The 13694-nt window shown below is 40.5% G+C and carries 18 protein-coding genes; 5 read left to right on the forward strand and 13 right to left on the reverse strand.

Annotated elements, in window-relative coordinates; translation table 11 throughout:
- Positions 1 to 124: 124 nt before the first annotated feature.
- From phoQ to rluE, 7 genes are all read right to left on the reverse strand, one after another.
- Positions 125 to 1582: a two-component system sensor histidine kinase PhoQ gene (gene phoQ / locus PSE72_RS00190; protein WP_181937042.1), complete on the reverse strand. Its 1458-nt coding sequence runs from the start codon at positions 1580 to 1582 to the stop codon at positions 125 to 127.
- A gap of 1 nt (position 1583) precedes the next feature.
- The gene (phoP, locus tag PSE72_RS00195; protein ID WP_004911754.1) at positions 1584 to 2258 is read right to left on the reverse strand and encodes a two-component system response regulator PhoP; all 675 of its coding nucleotides are present in this window, start codon (positions 2256 to 2258) and stop codon (positions 1584 to 1586) included.
- Positions 2259 to 2498: 240 nt separating this feature from the next.
- On the reverse strand, positions 2499 to 3869 hold the full coding sequence (gene purB / locus PSE72_RS00200) for an adenylosuccinate lyase (protein WP_115167077.1): 1371 nt from the start codon (positions 3867 to 3869) through the stop codon (positions 2499 to 2501).
- A gap of 17 nt (positions 3870 to 3886) precedes the next feature.
- A complete protein-coding gene (gene hflD, locus PSE72_RS00205) occupies positions 3887 to 4513 on the reverse strand; it encodes a high frequency lysogenization protein HflD (protein ID WP_004911750.1) in 627 nt (208 codons plus the stop codon).
- Between the two features lie 2 nt (positions 4514 to 4515).
- Positions 4516 to 5619, reverse strand: coding sequence for a tRNA 2-thiouridine(34) synthase MnmA (gene mnmA / locus PSE72_RS00210; protein ID WP_115168275.1), 1104 nt, complete (start codon positions 5617 to 5619; stop codon positions 4516 to 4518).
- Between the two features lie 139 nt (positions 5620 to 5758).
- Positions 5759 to 6208, reverse strand: coding sequence for an NUDIX hydrolase (locus PSE72_RS00215; RefSeq protein ID WP_115167078.1), 450 nt, complete (start codon positions 6206 to 6208; stop codon positions 5759 to 5761).
- Positions 6201 to 6857, reverse strand: a complete 657-nt coding sequence (rluE, locus tag PSE72_RS00220) for a 23S rRNA pseudouridine(2457) synthase RluE (RefSeq protein ID WP_004911743.1) — start codon at positions 6855 to 6857, stop codon at positions 6201 to 6203. The genes PSE72_RS00215 and rluE overlap by 8 nt, the downstream gene beginning before the upstream one ends.
- A gap of 534 nt (positions 6858 to 7391) precedes the next feature.
- Between rluE and icd the strand changes: the two genes are divergently transcribed.
- Positions 7392 to 8645: an NADP-dependent isocitrate dehydrogenase gene (gene icd, locus PSE72_RS00225; RefSeq protein ID WP_004911741.1), complete on the forward strand. Its 1254-nt coding sequence runs from the start codon at positions 7392 to 7394 to the stop codon at positions 8643 to 8645.
- 121 nt (positions 8646 to 8766) lie between these two features.
- On the opposite strand, the gene PSE72_RS00230 is transcribed toward icd, so the two are convergent.
- The 3 genes from PSE72_RS00230 to csrA all read right to left on the reverse strand — a co-directional run bounded on the left by PSE72_RS00230 (position 8767) and on the right by csrA (position 10577).
- Positions 8767 to 9894 (reverse strand): site-specific integrase, encoded by a 1128-nt coding sequence (locus tag PSE72_RS00230; RefSeq protein WP_272690852.1) that lies wholly within the window; start codon positions 9892 to 9894, stop codon positions 8767 to 8769.
- Positions 9875 to 10117 carry an excisionase gene (locus PSE72_RS00235; protein ID WP_004911710.1) on the reverse strand — a complete coding sequence of 81 codons (243 nt, stop codon included), beginning with the start codon at positions 10115 to 10117 and terminating at the stop codon, positions 9875 to 9877. The genes PSE72_RS00230 and PSE72_RS00235 overlap by 20 nt, the downstream gene beginning before the upstream one ends.
- Positions 10118 to 10397: 280 nt before the next feature.
- Positions 10398 to 10577: a carbon storage regulator CsrA gene (csrA, locus tag PSE72_RS00240; protein ID WP_004911707.1), complete on the reverse strand. Its 180-nt coding sequence runs from the start codon at positions 10575 to 10577 to the stop codon at positions 10398 to 10400.
- A gap of 188 nt (positions 10578 to 10765) precedes the next feature.
- Between csrA and PSE72_RS00245 the strand changes: the two genes are divergently transcribed.
- The gene (locus PSE72_RS00245) at positions 10766 to 10936 is read left to right on the forward strand and encodes a hypothetical protein (RefSeq protein ID WP_238706854.1); all 171 of its coding nucleotides are present in this window, start codon (positions 10766 to 10768) and stop codon (positions 10934 to 10936) included.
- On the opposite strand, the gene PSE72_RS00250 is transcribed toward PSE72_RS00245, so the two are convergent.
- From PSE72_RS00250 to PSE72_RS00260, 3 genes are all read right to left on the reverse strand, one after another.
- Positions 10860 to 11156 carry a hypothetical protein gene (locus tag PSE72_RS00250; RefSeq protein ID WP_272690853.1) on the reverse strand — a complete coding sequence of 99 codons (297 nt, stop codon included), beginning with the start codon at positions 11154 to 11156 and terminating at the stop codon, positions 10860 to 10862. The genes PSE72_RS00245 and PSE72_RS00250 overlap by 77 nt on opposite strands.
- A gap of 28 nt (positions 11157 to 11184) precedes the next feature.
- Positions 11185 to 11394: a hypothetical protein gene (locus PSE72_RS00255; RefSeq protein WP_219248247.1), complete on the reverse strand. Its 210-nt coding sequence runs from the start codon at positions 11392 to 11394 to the stop codon at positions 11185 to 11187.
- 277 nt (positions 11395 to 11671) lie between these two features.
- Positions 11672 to 12358: an XRE family transcriptional regulator gene (locus tag PSE72_RS00260; protein ID WP_267690410.1), complete on the reverse strand. Its 687-nt coding sequence runs from the start codon at positions 12356 to 12358 to the stop codon at positions 11672 to 11674.
- A gap of 123 nt (positions 12359 to 12481) precedes the next feature.
- Here PSE72_RS00260 and PSE72_RS00265 point away from each other — a divergent pair, with 123 nt between their 5' ends.
- The 3 genes from PSE72_RS00265 to PSE72_RS00275 all read left to right on the forward strand — a co-directional run bounded on the left by PSE72_RS00265 (position 12482) and on the right by PSE72_RS00275 (position 13690).
- Entirely contained in the window at positions 12482 to 12718 is a 237-nt protein-coding gene (locus PSE72_RS00265; protein WP_172767067.1) for a transcriptional regulator, read from the forward strand.
- Between the two features lie 76 nt (positions 12719 to 12794).
- Positions 12795 to 13250 (forward strand): YmfL family putative regulatory protein, encoded by a 456-nt coding sequence (locus PSE72_RS00270; protein ID WP_109913327.1) that lies wholly within the window; start codon positions 12795 to 12797, stop codon positions 13248 to 13250.
- Between the two features lie 260 nt (positions 13251 to 13510).
- On the forward strand, positions 13511 to 13690 hold the full coding sequence (locus tag PSE72_RS00275) for a DUF4222 domain-containing protein (RefSeq protein WP_071548505.1): 180 nt from the start codon (positions 13511 to 13513) through the stop codon (positions 13688 to 13690).
- The last annotated feature ends 4 nt before the right edge of the window (positions 13691 to 13694 follow it).

Genomic DNA, 13694 nt, shown 5'->3' on the forward strand with positions numbered 1-13694 from the left:
ATTAAAGGTTTATCTTGAGAGTGAACCAAGTACATTACCCTAAATTACTATTTATAAAACACTTCATAAATAGTATACCGGAAATGGTTTGTAAAATAGGGGACAAGTGGACGCATATCACAGATTAACTATCTTCAATCATAGATTGCTGCCTAAATGTGACGGATAAACGAGCACCACCAAGCGGGCTGTCACTAATTGTGATATCTCCCTCGTATTGGTCGATAATATCCACTGCAATGGACAAACCTAAACCTTGACCGGGGCGAAGGGTGTCTGCACGTTGCCCACGAAGGAAAATCAAACTACGTTTGCTTTCGGGCACGCCTGGGCCATCATCATCAACAACCAATGTTAAGCTATCAGTTCCGGCAATAGCACTAACTTCGACGAATTCAAGGCAATATTTACACGCGTTTTCCATGATATTCCCCATCACTTCCATAAAGTCATTTGGTTGACCCAGCCAAGTTGTTTCAGGAGAAACATTAACCGTAATAGAAACACCTTTGTGTTGGTAAACTTTATGGAGGGCACTCGCAAGGCTGTCTAATATTGATGGAACAGATGAAATTTCGCGCAGCATCATATTTTCATCACCTTGCGTTGATGCGCGGTGCAAATAATAACCAACCTGTTGAGATATACGGCCAATTTGTTCGAGCATGATGGGTTCAGCCTGCTCAATATTCATTTGCTTACCTGAACGAAGAAGCCGCAGTGTTGACTGTAAAACGGCTAAAGGCGTCTTTAAACTGTGTGTTAAATCAGAAAGTGTCGTGCGGTATTTGCTGTAACGTTTACGTTCATTCGTTAATAAAATATTAAGATTACGTACTAGCCCACGAAGCTCATACGGAGGGTTCTCATCCAGTGTATCTCGTTCACCTTTTTCTAGGCTACTTAGTTGTGATACTAATGATTTAATTGGCCGTAGGCTCCAATAGGCCGCTAACCATAATAGTGGGATAACTAAGATTAGGTTAGCCAGTAACACATAACCGAACCATTCCCAAACTAAACCCGTATTTTGTAAGTCTTGTGGTAGTGTATCAACAACGACAATGGTGAGCGGAGGTAGGTTTTCACTAGCTGCATATTGGTTGACGGACACGGAGTGAGTAAGCGGTTCGTCGTCGTTATCCATGTCATCTAATTTTGTATTGAATTCGGGGTTGTCATCTAGGAGTTGACGAGTTTCGCGAATGTCTGTATCAATTTCATATAATCCTTCTTTTTTAAGCCAGTCATTACGGATCAGCCGTTCAACGCTAGGTACATCACGTTGGCGCCATAACACGAGCCCTTGCTCATCATAAATAATGACCAAAGTCGGGTTGTTTAACGTGAAATTTGGGGGGACGCGAATGTCAATTTTATGGTTTTGCCATTGAGCTAGGCTATAAATTAAGTTACTTTGGCTACGTAATAGGGTGTAAGTGGTTTTATCGAAACTAATCAAATACCCCAAAATCGCGACGATGCCGTAGGATAAGGTGAGTGCCAAGATCACCGCGGATGTTGCACAGAGAAAACGTGCTCGTAGCGAAAGGGGTTTGAACTTAAATTTACGTAGCTTCATATTAGCCATTCACATCAAAACGGTAGCCTTGACCACGTACTGTGACAATTACATCATCACTATGAAATTGTTGGATTTTTTTGCGTAAACGACCCATTAAAACATCAATGGTATGACTTTCTCTGAGCTCGGCATCTGGATAAAGCTGGCGCATTAACGAGTCTTTGCTAACCACTTTCCCATTGTTGCGTAGTAGCGTTTCAATGATAGTGTATTCAAAAGCGGTTAATTTGACGGTTTCGCCATTAACGGTAAATTCTTTGCGTGATAGGTCAATCACGAAATTGCCTAATTCGAGTACTTGTGAAGCAAGACCACTATTTCTGCGCATCAAAGCTTGCATACGGGCGACCAGTTCTTCTAACTGGAAAGGTTTAGTCACGTAGTCATCAGCACCACTGTTTAGCGCTTGTACTTTTTCTTGCCAACTTTCCCGAGCAGTTAATACTAATAGTGGAATATTGACGTGCTCGCTACGCCAGCGTTTGATCATAGAAAGCCCGTCTTCATCAGGTAAGCCCAAATCAACAACTGCGATATCTGGACAGCTTTCGTGCAAAAAGTAATCAGCTTCTTTTGCGTCTTCAGCTGAATCAACCTGATGGCCAAGCTCTTTAAGCTGGACGGTTAAATGGTGACGAAGTAACGCATTGTCTTCGACAATAAGAATACGCATCGGAAACCCTCATATTGAAAAGAGATAGCTATAACTTATCAGATAGTAGCACTAGATACGCTATGGTAAAAAGAGTTCTGAATAACGATAAGGGATTAAGTAAATATAAATCAAACGAAGCGGAAATATAATTTATCTATATTTAGCTTTAAATAGCTTAGTATGATAGATAGAGCAGGGAATTCAAAATGATAATTAAAAAAGGCGACTTATAAGCCGCCTTTTTTGAAAACATGGAAGCTATTTTAGCTCGTCGATAAAAGTGACAGCGTAACCAATGTAGTTAGCTGGCGTCATTTCTTTCAAACGTGCTTTTTCGTGCTCTGGCAGGTCTAAACTATCAATAAATTGTTTCATACCTTCAGCGGTAACACGTTTACCGCGGGTCAATTCTTTGAGCTTTTCATACGGTTTTTCAATACCATAACGGCGCATTACAGTTTGAATTGGCTCAGCCAATACTTCCCAGTTTTGGTCTAATTCATCCAGTAAATGTTGTTCATTCACTTCTAATTTATTCAAACCTTTCATGGTTGATTGATAAGCAATCAATGCATAACCTAAGCCGACACCGAGATTACGTAATACTGTCGAGTCAGTTAAGTCGCGCTGCCAGCGAGAAACAGGGAGTTTGCTAGCTAAATGACCTAAGACGGCATTGGCTAAGCCTAAATTACCTTCAGAGTTTTCGAAATCAATCGGGTTGACTTTGTGTGGCATGGTAGAGGAACCAATTTCACCTGCGATTGTTTTTTGTTTGAAGTGATTTAATGCGATGTAGCCCCAAATATCACGGTCGAAGTCTAACACGATAGTGTTAAAGCGAGCGACGCAATCGAATAGCTCAGCAATATAGTCATGAGGTTCAATTTGCGTAGTGAATGGGTTCCATTGAATGCCTAAAGAGGTAACGAAGGTTTCGCTGAATTCGTGCCAGTTAACTTCAGGATAAGCGACCATATGTGCATTATAGTTACCGACTGCGCCATTGATTTTACCCAGAATTTCAACTTGTTGTAGCTGGCGGAATTGGCGCTCTAAACGATAAGCAACGTTCGCAAACTCTTTACCAATGGTGGACGGGGTTGCAGGTTGACCGTGAGTACGTGAAAGTAACGGTAAATTGCGGTACTCATGAGCCATTGTTTTGATTTTATCAATGATTTGACGCCATTGTGGCAGCAAGACTTCTTCACGAGCGGTTTTCAGCATTAATGCGTGAGAGAGGTTATTGATATCTTCTGAAGTACAAGCAAAGTGAATAAATTCAGAAACTGCATGAAGAGCAGGGATGTCCGCTACCTTTTCTTTTAGAAAGTATTCTACAGCTTTCACATCATGGTTAGTTGTGCGTTCAATTTCTTTGATACGCATTGCGTCTTTTTCACAGAAGTTCGCGACAATTTCATCCAAGTAAGCGATTGCGTCAGGGGCAAATGCAGGAACTTCTTTGACTTGAGCGGTTGCAGCCAGTTTTTGTAGCCAGCGAACTTCAACTTGTACGCGAAATTTCAGTAAACCAAACTCACTAAAAATAGTGCGTAACGTGCTGACTTTATCACCGTAACGGCCGTCAATCGGGGATACAGCGGTCAGTGAGGATAATTCCATTGGTAGCAACTCCAGATTTAAAGGTGAGACAAAATATCTTTCGCCTGATTAGCCAGACGATTGCGAGAGAACATGAGTTGAATGCGACTTCCACCAACTTGTTGCCAAAGCACTGCGCAACGAATGCCAGCGAGCAAGGTGGCTCTAACTTTTGCTTGAACGAGTGTGTTTTTTAGGATGTCAGGGGAACCAGTGACCTGAATTCGCGGTCCAGCTGGGCTGACTACATCTACATAAATACCCGCAAGTGCGTTAAACACGCCTTCAGAAAGTGGTTCAAAATAACCCGCTTGGCGTTCAAATTGCTCAATACGTTGGCCCAGCTGGTTCATCGCTTCTTGGTTTTTATTGAGGCGACGTTCAAGCGTCATAATGCTTAACATATATCGCGTCATTTCAGCCGATAAACCACTGTTACCGCCAGTCAGCATACCTAACATGGCACTGAGGCCCGTCTTTAAATTTTCGGCATCATTACCAAATACATCCAAAGTGGATTTTGGATTCATATTGGTGAGGCTATTGACCATGGTTTCAGTGTCTTTCTCAAGACAAACACCTTCATGTGCGAGTTTTTGAACCATCGCGCTTGCTTGGCAGATACCCGCTAAAGCAAGCGTAATGTCATAATAGTTTTTTGCCACATTTACTCCTGAATACGGGCTTCAATAATACCGCCACCGAGACAAACTTCATCGATATAAAATACAGCGGATTGACCTGGAGTGACAGCCGCGACTGGGTAGTCAAAAGTAACTTCAATGCGATCATCACTTAATGGGGTAATCGTACAAGGGATATCTGCTTGACGATAACGTGTTTTTACTACGCAACGTAGTGGCTCAGTCATGGTTTTCCGGTCAACCCAATGTAATTGCTGAGCAATTAACCCAACAGACATCAAACGAGGGTGTTCATGGCCTTGAGCTACGATAAGAATGTTGTTTTCGACGTCTTTATCGACAACATACCAAGGTTCTTCGGAGCCCTCTTTTGTACCACCGATACCGAGACCTTTTCGTTGCCCTAAAGTGTGGTACATCAAACCTTCATGTTGACCAATTGTTTCGCCATCAACAGTGATGATAGGGCCAGGCTGAGCGGGTAAGTAGCGGCCTAAAAAGTCGCGAAACTTACGCTCACCAATGAAACAGATCCCCGTGGAGTCTTTTTTCTTTGCAGTAACTAAGCCAATTTCTTCCGCAATACGGCGTACTTCAGGTTTTTCGAGTTCACCAACGGGGAAAAGGCTTTTAGCTACTTGTTCGTGGCTCAGAGTATATAAAAAATAGCTTTGGTCTTTGTTGTTATCTAAACCACGTAATAATTGGCTTTTACCATTGATATCACGGCGGCGCACATAGTGACCAGTAGCAATGTAATCTGCGCCTAAATCTTCAGCCGCAAATTCTAAGAAAGCTTTAAACTTGATTTCTTTGTTGCAGAGAATATCTGGGTTCGGTGTGCGGCCTGCTTTGTATTCAGTTAAGAAATGTTCGAAAACATTGTCCCAATATTCAGCAGCGAAATTAATGGTATGAAGTTCAATACCCAGTTTGTCACACACAGCTTGTGCATCGGCAAGGTCAGTAGCAGCTGAACAATATTCTGTGTCGTCATCTTCTTCCCAGTTCTTCATAAACAGACCAGCAACCTGATACCCTTGTTGCTGTAGCAAGTAAGCGGATACAGAGGAGTCAACACCACCGGACATCCCGACGATGACTTTTTTTTGGCTGTTATCTGACATGGTACTATTATTTGACATGGAAATATCTCACTGCGGAAAAATCAAGCCCCATACTTTAGCATGTTGTTCCCGCATTACACCAGAGTTAGCAGGGAATATTATTGCTTGGTGAAATCTTCACCAAGCAGAAGTTAAGTACTTAAAGATAATGGTCGCCGTAAGCGGTTAAAATATCGAGAGGATAATGCTTTCCTGTGAGAAAACAGCGCAAACTTTCCGCCACTAATGGTGAACGCAGGCAGTTGCTATTTAGAATTTCTTGGGCAGTCAGCCAATGGCATTTGCTAATATCACTGTCTTGTGGCTGTGTCTCACAAATGGATTCAAGTTCTACGGCAAATAAAAAACGGATAAACTGAGTTTTATCTGGGGCAATCCATTGATGAATTTTAATTAATTGTGTTGGTGTGGCTTTGATTCCAGTTTCTTCTAGTAATTCACGTTCGGCGGCTTGCAAAATAGTTTCATCAGCTTCTAAATGCCCAGCTGGTTGATTCCAAGTGGGTTTATCATTTATCCACTCTTCCACGACTAAAAATTTGCCTTGAGCATGCACAACAGTTGCTACAGTCACATTAGGTTTAAACAACAGTTACCTCCTTCCATTCGCCAACTGAAAGATTTCCCAAATTAAATTCACCAATTTGATAACGAATTAGCCTAAGCGTTGGAAAACCTATATTTGCCGTCATACGACGGACTTGCCGATTACGTCCTTCATATAATGTAATTTTTAACCAGCTAGTTGGGATATTTTTGCGTTCCCGTATTGGCGGAGTTCTTTGCCATAGCCATTCAGGTTCGCCAACTAACTCGATTCCCGCAGGGAGTGTTGGACCATCATTTAATATTAACCCTTGCCGAAATTTTAGTAGTGCATCTTCATCGGGAATACCTTCTACCTGAGCATAGTATATTTTCCCTGTTTTTTTCTGTGGTTGAGTTAAACGTGCCTGTAGTTTTCCATCATTGGTTAAAATTAATAGCCCTTCACTGTCCCTATCAAGACGTCCTGCGGCGTATACATCGTTGATTGGAATATATTTTTTTAGTGTGTCGCGACCTTGTTCATCAGTAAATTGAGGAAGAACATCAAAGGGTTTGTTAAATAAAATGATTTTAGTTGATATTTGCTGTCTTACCGAAACACGCTTAGCGTTATGCTTTAAAGCAGTCGAGGGTGGCGAGTAACGATTTTTCTTCGGAACTGATTTTTTGTTCGGTCTGTTCATGGTCATTCAATGAGAATTTATTGGTTTTAATTTGCGGCGACTTATTTCATCTAGTGTAGGAGATTTAACGGTTTGATCCTAGAACGTATTTTTCATGGCGATGTAATATTTAATTAACAACTTTAAAAGCATTTAAATCAATAAAAACAATTTTCCATTTAAAAATAAGTACATATGGATTTGTTTGGATGGTGATAGTGTGAGCAAAACGTATTTTTAATTTGAGTTAACTTGCTAATATTATTTTTTGTGAGGGAAGTATTTTAACAAAAGTTGTGTCGTTCCCTCAAATGGGTTATTGACAACTTTTCATCGCGGTTTGATTTATTTCTAATAATGGAATGCTTAAATTAATTTATTGATTTAACAGTATTTATAAATAGATATTCGATTAACTTACAAGGTAAAACAGTACGTTAAATGCGATCGGCATTGAAGCTTAGATGAGTAATCATTGGCGTTCGACGCAGATTGAAGTAGTATTGACACGTCTCTTACAAAAAATTAACAAGCAAAATACGCAAGTGAAAGGAGAGGTTAATGGAAAGCAAAGTAGTAGTTCCGGCAGAAGGCGCTAAAATTACCATTGATGCAAAAGGCAAACTAAACGTTCCGAACAACCCAATTATCCCTTTTATCGAAGGTGACGGCATTGGTATCGATGTCACACCAGCAATGTTGAAAGTGGTTGATGCGGCAGTGAAAAAAGCCTACAACGGTGAGCGCAAAATTTCTTGGATGGAAGTTTACACCGGTGAAAAATCTACACAAATTTATGGTAAAGATGTTTGGTTACCAGAAGAAACTCTCGATTTAATCCGTGATTACCGTGTTTCAATTAAAGGCCCTTTAACAACTCCTGTTGGTGGTGGTATTCGTTCTCTGAACGTTGCATTGCGTCAACAACTTGACCTGTATATCTGTTTACGTCCTGTTCGCTACTACAAAGGCACTCCAAGCCCAGTTAAACAACCTGAACTGACTGATATGGTTATTTTCCGTGAAAACTCTGAAGATATCTATGCGGGTATCGAGTGGAAAGCGGGTAGTGCAGAAGCAGATAAAGTTATTAAATTCCTGAAAGATGAAATGGGTGTGACTAAAATCCGTTTCCCACAAGACTGTGGTATTGGTATTAAGCCTTGTTCAGAAGAGGGCACAAAACGTTTAGTTCGTGCTGCTATTGAATATGCTATTGATAACGGCCGTGATTCAGTGACTTTAGTTCATAAAGGTAACATTATGAAATTCACTGAAGGTGCATTTAAAGATTGGGGATACCAATTAGCACAAGAGGAATTTGGCGGCGAATTATTAGATGGCGGCCCATGGGTTAAAATTAAAAACCCTAAAACTGGCAAAGATATTATCGTTAAAGATGTTATCGCAGATGCTTTCTTACAACAAATCCTGCTACGCCCAGCAGAATACGATGTTATCGCTTGTATGAACCTAAATGGTGACTACATTTCTGATGCATTAGCAGCGCAGGTCGGTGGTATTGGTATCGCTCCTGGTGCAAATATTGGTTCTGAGTGCGCATTATTCGAAGCAACTCACGGTACTGCACCAAAATATGCAGGCCAAGATAAAGTTAACCCAGGCTCTATCATCCTTTCTGCTGAGATGATGCTGCGCCACATGGGCTGGACTGAAGCGGCTGACTTAATCGTTAAAGGTATGGAAGGCGCAATCGAAGCTAAGACTGTAACCTATGACTTCGAACGTCAATTAGAAGGCGCTAAATTACTGAAATGTAGCGAATTCGGTGACGCAATCATTAAACACATGTAATTTATTATATTGTGTAATTAATAACGGGAGCTTAATAGTTCCCGTTTTTTATTGTCACATTTGAAATGGTTATCAAAAAGTTATCAAAACGAATTATCAAAACCTATCCCAATATAGACTATCAAATAACTACTTTTACCCAATCTTTACCCCGGTCATCATTATATTTATCGGTCATTTTTTGCGATTTATGGCCCAGTAAATCTTTAGTGTTAATTCCTTGTTCTCGATAGAGCCTTTCTGATAAAGATCGTTGTTCATGAAATGAAGCTGGTGTTCCTTCACCCCAATCAATATCAGTTTTATTTCGTGCCTTCTTGAAATTTGTTGTTATTGTATTTGCAGTGACTTGGTCACCTCGATTTGCTTGAGAAGTTGTACGGAAATAATGGATTAGATATGGGCTGAGAACACGGTCTCTACATCTAGAAATAACATCCCTCAGCGACATGTTTAATGCATCAGATCTTAATGCTAGTGGAATAGCCAGTTTACTTCCTGTTTTTTCTTGCGTTACATGCAAATGGTCATCCCAAATATCACTAAATTTCATTGCTGAAATATCGCCAAGTCGCTGCCCGGTAATTACGGCTAATAACATCGCATTGCCTAAATACTTATGTTGCTTATCTGCTACTTCAAATATTTTTTGCCACTCATCTAAATTAAGGCGCTGGCGGGTAATTCGTCTTTTTGGTTGTTTAGTTGCGAGTGCAGGGTTATATCCTGGTGGGACTTCACCAGCATGCTGCGCCTCTTTGAACACATCGATTAATACAGATCGAATAACCTGAGCCATGCGATGTTGGCCATTAGATTTATATTCATCAAGTATTGATGCGATATCTCTCGCATCAACTGCAGGTAAAGGCTTCATTGCGAGAGAGTGGCGCATTAGGTCCACAGGTTTTCTTTTTTGCTTATATGTATTTTGTTTTATATCACCGTCAGCAAGGCGTTCCTCTTGTATTACCCAGTAGCGATCCAGCCAAGTATTTACGGTGATCTCTTTACCTTTAATTCTTGCTACTCTATCGCTGATCGCCATGACTTGACGGCTACGTTGTTCAGCTAACCGGTTATTAGCTTCAATCGCAATTTCACGAGCTTCAGCCTCATTGTCACCGAGGGCATGATATTTTCCAGTTATAGGGTGACGATAACGCCAATAAACCTTGTTAGCTTTTCTGCTAAATAGTGGGTAGAGATTAGGGATGTTGACGTTATTTTTACGTGGTCGGGCAGCCATCGTTTAAAATCCTTTGTAATTTTGGGTTATCACTCTTATTGATAACCGGTGATGTCAAATTACCGACTAAGTCGGCATCTTCTCTCACGCGCCAAATACCACCTTCTTTTTGTGCTGGTGGATAGAACAAGCCATTCCTAGCATAGCGTTGTAATGTCCCCAGGCGAGGAGGGCGACTTCTATAACGTTCGCTCGCCCATTCCTCCAAAGTTAGCATTTGCATAATTACCTCCACATTCTGCCGCATACAGACTTTTAATTTTTGACTATACTTATTAAGTAACACGCGATACTTGCTATTATTTGCCGGCATATTATATGTCGATTTTTTTTGCTAATTTCTTGTTTATTTATATCTTTGGACTAAGCTTAAGTAATTCTACAGTTACTTATATTCCTATAGAATGAGCTGATCCCTGTGTGTTAATTATTTACCGCTGAATTTATTGGCGGTATTTTTTTATTTATTGATTTGGTTTTAATTTAAATACAATAAATAACTATCACTCGGACTTATTATTATCAGCAAAAATTAGTTTATAAATTTCTTCACGATGGACACTAATATCTTTTGGGGCATCAATACCAATCCGCACTTGGTTACCCTTTACTCCTAAAATTGTAACTTTAATATCATCACCAATAACCACAACTTCGGTTGGTTTTCGAGTAAGAATAAGCATTCCCATACTAAGCACTCCACACAGTTAATAAGGTTGCCTGAACTAACTTATCCACATCAGGCGGCTGTGGTATTATTGTTATTCCGCAATAACAATAAGGATTAAAAATGTCTAAGAAAGATGATATCCCTGTATTTCCTATATCTGGCTACCAAATCGGACCCTTGAGAGGATATGACGCTTTAGTTATGAAACTACAGTATCTATCCTCGCCAATGCAGTCCTTAGACCAGGCTCAAGAAACTAATTTCTTCGCCTTAAGTCCTGATGTTGTTAGGGGGATCATTTCTGACCTCCAAAAACATCTTGAGACCCTTGAAAAGTCCGAGATTCAATCGCCTCAAGGGAAGAAGCATTAACTGTTGGGAATGCACTATAACCATGTTGGATAGTTTTCCCGAACGCATTAGCCTCTAGTTCTAGCGAATTTCTATCCAGCATTAAGACTTCAGTGGTTTTTACGATAAATGACAAGTAATCCGCAGCTACCGAGCCATCCGTTCTCAAATAACAAACCGTGGCGCCATTGATTTTCAACTCAATAATATTTCCTGTTGTTTTATCTGCTTTATTCGACATAGCTAGAACTCCACACAATTGAATTCAGTTAAGCACTAATAATGACTTGGCAGCGTTCAGATTGGTCGAAAATTTGCTCATCGAGCTTTTCCAATTGGCGCTGCAGGTCGACTTGCTTAGCTTTAAGTGCCGCTAGCTTTTGAAGTTCAGCGGCTTTTTCCATAATCCATGCCGCAGCATCTTCTTGCGACATAGCTACGCTAAAAGTAACGATTGGTTCATTTGAATTGGTTTGCATGAACTTTCCCTTAAGTTGTCAAAGTTGTTGTGAACAGTTTACTTCTCAGACATCCTTAAGTTGTAATTTAGTTGTATTGAATGAATTTGTCAACAACCTTATGTTGTTTTTTTGCGTAGTGAAAAGATAAGGCAGGAGAAAATAACTTCTCTAATTATGCTTAATGGGGTTTAGTCGAGTAGAAAAGACCACCCTTGTAACTGGAGGTGATTTAGTTACAAAAGGTGGCGGGTGATAATCTTAGATATCGGCAGGGGGAAAGAAATTATTATATGCTCTACCAGCTTCTAGAAGACCAGAAAACCCTCCCAATAACATGGACTCTAGTTACAGCTTCATTTCTTGGTAGTTGCTCATCGGGATACTCATCCCTATTGAAGCTACGTATTACCAAACCGCCATCAGGCCGATAAATCAAAATTTTAACTCGCAATAACACGCCATCCCTTATAGCGTAAAGGTCGCCATCTTTTATTTTTTTATTGCTAATATCAATGGCGACAAGATCGCCTCCATTCAACACAGGGAATAAGCTATTTCCAACTATTTTTACAATTCGCGCATTACTTGCACTGACACCATATTTACGCAATTCATCTCTGCGGAATGGGTATGTATATTCTTCAGACTCAATAACTTCGGCATTTGCGCCACAACCAGCAGCTAATTCAATATCAAGCACGGGGATATCCACAAAGTCAGCATCACTATAAGTTGGAACCTCTTCCCATTCCTTTACCTCATAGTCTGTTTTTTTTCCATTTTCGTCCCTAGCCCCAAACTGCAACCAATGGGCTGAAACATTAACTGCTTTGGCGATATCTGCAATTCTTCTTGGGGCATTTGTTTGTCCCGCCTCAATTTTTTGAATTGACTGCTGACTGACACCAACTTTCTCTGCAAGATCCGCTTGGCTCATTCCTGCTTTAACTCTTGCTTCTAACAACCGTTTAGCTATTGACATACATTTCCCTCCCTCGAAATTGTATTTTACAACTTTAAGTGTTGATATTTCCAACATCTAAAAGTTGTCAAAGTTGTTGTCATAGATTAAGATAAAGTTGTTATTTACAACTTTGGGGGAGTTATGGGGCATGTAACCAATGAATCATGCGTTGCTGGATTGCAAACAGCAATTATTGCGGCGGGTGGGCAAACGCAGCTAGCAAAACGTATTAGCGAGCTTCTGAATAAGCCAGTCAAGCAGCAACAAATCTGGAATTGGCTAAATAGAAACAAAAGGGTTCCAGCAGACAAAGTCCTTGTTGTTGAACAGGCATCAGGGGTTTCTAGAAGCAAATTACGTCCTGATTTATATCCATAACAATTAAAAGTTGTTATGGAATTTATCAGAGGAAAGTAGCTGTGTTAACTACCAACAAAACAACGGAATTGTAGATATGTGCAAACAAACATTAAAAGAAGTCGTGAAAGAGATGTGTAAGGCGTACCCCGGTGGACGTTCAGCGATGGCAGGTGCATTGGGTATGACAGAAACCACGTTCAATAACAACTTGTACGAGAAAAACGGCTGTCGTTTTTTTGAGCGTGAAGAGCTTGAGGCAATGGAGGATTTATCTAACACATCATTTCTTGCTGGATATTACGCAAACAGAAGAAATTTATTGCTGGTGGAAAAGATAAGCCCAGAGGATTTAGACGAACCCGAATTATTCAAATTACAAACTCGAGCATCAACAACTCGCGGCGAGTTAGTTGTATTCATTGGTAAAGCATTGGAAGACGGTGTTGTTGATAGGCATGAAGAAAAACAAATTATGACAATGTTGGATAGGGCAATCGCAAGCACTAGAGGAGCTATCAATGCGCTCATCAAATTACATAAGAAAGGTTGACGCCCCAGATATGCGGTCCGAGGCGTCGGGTGCTAATAACAACTTGTGTGGAGTAACTAGCATGAGCAGTGTAAACCAATTTCAATCAAAAAAGCAATTTAGATGCTTGCCTGTATCGAAATGTGGTCCGTTTCAATATGTAGAGATCATAACCTCAGCTGACGAGTCGGGCAACTACCAGACCGAACAACAATTGGTAGATAGCAAAGTCCTAAGAGATAGCTGGGCTAAATACTATTTCCGCAGTGGGAGAGAGGTTAGTGAGCAATGAAAAGCATAAAAACCTTAATCGTTACTTCCGAGATAAGCGAGGCCGTATTGTCCATGTTGTTGAGTGGGACAAACCAAGGCAACGGGTTGTTTTCATGCTCGATGACTATGAGCACCCCTGTTTTGAGCCCCTCGAACAATTCAAAAAATATTACACAGAAGTTAAGTAGGTAA

The sequence above is a fragment of the Providencia sp. PROV116 genome, from assembly GCF_028482485.1.
GTDB classification, from domain to species: Bacteria; Pseudomonadota; Gammaproteobacteria; order Enterobacterales; family Enterobacteriaceae; genus Providencia; species Providencia rettgeri.

Bases quoted from the DNA above. Each gene is read 5' to 3' on its own strand.
- phoQ (WP_181937042.1), bottom strand. From the start codon at position 1,582: ATGAAGCTACGTAAATTTAAGTTCAAACCCCTTTCGCTACGAGCACGT.
- phoP (WP_004911754.1), bottom strand. From the start codon at position 2,258: ATGCGTATTCTTATTGTCGAAGACAATGCGTTACTTCGTCACCATTTA.
- purB (WP_115167077.1), bottom strand. From the start codon at position 3,869: ATGGAATTATCCTCACTGACCGCTGTATCCCCGATTGACGGCCGTTAC.
- mnmA (WP_115168275.1), bottom strand. From the start codon at position 5,619: ATGTCAGATAACAGCCAAAAAAAAGTCATCGTCGGGATGTCCGGTGGT.
- rluE (WP_004911743.1), bottom strand. From the start codon at position 6,857: ATGACCATGAACAGACCGAACAAAAAATCAGTTCCGAAGAAAAATCGT.
- icd (WP_004911741.1), top strand. From the start codon at position 7,392: ATGGAAAGCAAAGTAGTAGTTCCGGCAGAAGGCGCTAAAATTACCATT.
- PSE72_RS00230 (WP_272690852.1), bottom strand. From the start codon at position 9,894: ATGGCTGCCCGACCACGTAAAAATAACGTCAACATCCCTAATCTCTAC.
- PSE72_RS00235 (WP_004911710.1), bottom strand. From the start codon at position 10,117: ATGCAAATGCTAACTTTGGAGGAATGGGCGAGCGAACGTTATAGAAGT.
- csrA (WP_004911707.1), bottom strand. From the start codon at position 10,577: ATGCTTATTCTTACTCGAAAACCAACCGAAGTTGTGGTTATTGGTGAT.
- PSE72_RS00245 (WP_238706854.1), top strand. From the start codon at position 10,766: ATGAAACTACAGTATCTATCCTCGCCAATGCAGTCCTTAGACCAGGCT.
- PSE72_RS00250 (WP_272690853.1), bottom strand. From the start codon at position 11,156: ATGTCGAATAAAGCAGATAAAACAACAGGAAATATTATTGAGTTGAAA.
- PSE72_RS00255 (WP_219248247.1), bottom strand. From the start codon at position 11,394: ATGCAAACCAATTCAAATGAACCAATCGTTACTTTTAGCGTAGCTATG.
- PSE72_RS00260 (WP_267690410.1), bottom strand. From the start codon at position 12,358: ATGTCAATAGCTAAACGGTTGTTAGAAGCAAGAGTTAAAGCAGGAATG.
- PSE72_RS00265 (WP_172767067.1), top strand. From the start codon at position 12,482: ATGGGGCATGTAACCAATGAATCATGCGTTGCTGGATTGCAAACAGCA.
- PSE72_RS00270 (WP_109913327.1), top strand. From the start codon at position 12,795: ATGTGCAAACAAACATTAAAAGAAGTCGTGAAAGAGATGTGTAAGGCG.